Source organism: Romboutsia sp. 13368, from assembly GCF_018336475.1.
GTDB lineage: Bacteria > Bacillota > Clostridia > Peptostreptococcales > Peptostreptococcaceae > Romboutsia.
This window is the reverse complement of the sequence record NZ_CP048741.1, coordinates 1,050,131-1,051,435: the sequence shown is the minus strand read 5'-3', so window position 1 is coordinate 1,051,435 and position 1,305 is coordinate 1,050,131. Positions and strand designations below refer to the sequence as shown.

Annotated in this window: 1 protein-coding gene; it reads left to right on the top strand. The window is 28.6% G+C overall.

From position 1 onward, the window contains the following. Positions 1-557 precede the first annotated feature (557 nt). Positions 558-1,151: a GNAT family N-acetyltransferase gene (locus G3997_RS04270; protein ID WP_296648633.1), complete on the top strand. Its 594-nt coding sequence runs from the start codon at positions 558-560 to the stop codon at positions 1,149-1,151. Positions 1,152-1,305 lie beyond the last annotated feature (154 nt).

Below are 1,305 nucleotides of genomic sequence, written 5' to 3'. Positions count from 1 at the left end.
GACTTAATATTAATTAAGTCTTTTTTTATGCTTTTTTATTCAACATTTTTCAACAAAAACTACTCTTTTTATGTTTTTATGTGTTATAATATCATTATTAATGATATATTAATTAGAATTATAAGTACACGTATATAGAAGACTATGTCTTCTTATTTTATAGAAAAGAGGTTAATTTAAGCCTCGTATGTAGAGAAATCTGCATAGGACACAACTTGAATTGCAGGTAATTCCTAAAGCCTAAGTGCCACAACGTAAAAGCGAATAGCTTTAAGCGTGATGGAACGAAAGTAGAAAAAAGTCTTAGGATGGCATAAGGTTAAATCCTAAGTGCTATTAAAAATGGATGTTCATGCAGGGAAGTCCCGAATAGGGAAACCTTCAACGACTAGACCTAAAAGGTCGTACACTATAAGCTATTGATAGTGGAAGTAGGTTGCCCCTAACGAGTAATGTCGAGGGTGAAGAAATAGTCTGCTCTCATATGAAAATATGAGAAGTTCATAAGAGAACTGCATAAGGTTAGCGCCCTTATGTGAACAAGAGGTGTTTATATTTTGATAAAGACTGTAAAATTATCTAAATTCAACGGAGAGATTTGTGAAAACTTATATGCTAATGTGCTTTTAATAGGAGCATCTAGTTTTAATGATATAACAATATTATTTAATAAAGTAATAAATGCAATGTCAAATAAAAATTGGCTTAAGTTTCGTGATGCACAATACTTATTAAATGTTATAAATAAAGGTGGATTTATAGTTGGTTGTTATGTTGAAAATACTTTAGTAGCATGTGCTATTTGCGAACCTCCAAGTGGAGATTATTTAAACAATCTTTATGAAATTGGTATGACTGATGATGAAATCAATTCAACATATGTATCTGGATATGTAATGGTAGACCCTCTTTATAGAGGTAATTCATTACACAAGATACTGCTTGAAACTAGAATTGAAGAATCTATCGCTAGAGGTAAGAGTAATATATTAACTGCTGTTGCTGCAGAAAATGTATATAGCTTAAGAACTATTTTAAGCTTAGGCTTTGAAATAAAACTTCAGAGAGAAAATCAGCACGGGATAAATAGATACATTTTATTAAAGAAATTAGATACTACTTTACCTAAAGAAAATGAAATAATAGCATAACTAATAGCTATATCGAGAAAATAATCTTATTATTTTCTCGATATAGCTATTTTTCTTTTGTAATAAACATTTTAATCCTAAATATTTCTTACAAATTTGTTATTTTTTTATAATTTCTTTGATTATTACTACATTTTTACATTATAATTTAATA